This window comes from Roseateles sp. P5_B10 (genome assembly GCF_056400485.1).
This window is the reverse complement of record NZ_JBFULE010001472.1, coordinates 1-699: the sequence shown is the minus strand read 5'-3', so window position 1 is coordinate 699 and position 699 is coordinate 1. Positions and strand designations below refer to the sequence as shown.

1 protein-coding gene is annotated in these 699 nt (G+C 62.6%); it reads right to left on the bottom strand.

The genetic code is table 11. The annotated features are described in order from the left end of the window. Positions 1–88: 88 nt before the first annotated feature. Positions 89–583: a universal stress protein gene (locus AC1DU6_RS34045; protein ID WP_477862830.1), complete on the bottom strand. Its 495-nt coding sequence runs from the start codon at positions 581–583 to the stop codon at positions 89–91. Between the last annotated feature and the right edge of the window lie 116 nt (positions 584–699).

Genomic DNA, 699 nt, shown 5'->3' with positions numbered 1-699 from the left:
AGCAGATGGCGACGAAAAACGCACGATCAAGGCGCGAAATCGCCGAATTCGGCCTATTTTGCAGCCCCTTAGCCGTCTGAGAGGGTGGTTACGACAGCGCGTCGATGTCGAGGTCGTTCAGGGCGCCCGACACGATGACGACCGGCACCGGGAAAGAGCCGACTAGCTTGGCCATCATAGTGACGATCGGGCCGGGACCTTCCGCGCCGGCCGATGCAGCCAGCACCAGCATGGAAATATCGACGTCCTTGTYGATCACGTCGAGGATCTGCTCGGTGGGGTCGCCCTCGCGGATCACGCGTTCGGGCGTGATCGCAGCAATACCGTTGGCGCGGCCGGAGGCGCGGTCCAGCGCGGCATTAGCGCCTTCTTCCGCTTCGGCGCGCATGATGTCGGCAACGCCGAGCCATTGCTGGTTGCGATCCTCGGTCTCGATGATGCGCAGCATCACTACACCACCGCCGACGCGGATGGCCCAGCGGCTGGCGTAATACACCGCGCGATCCCATTCCTCGCTGTCATCGACGACCACGAGACATTTCGGCTTGTGGCCGCTTTCATAACTACGTCGCTGGGTGCTCATGCATGTCCCGATGCTGTGGCGCGTATGATGCGCCAGAATGTGAGCGGCTTGGCAATGACGTCATGCTGCCACGGCGCAGCCGCGTTCGACAAGCGCGACGCAGAGAGCATCTGCGT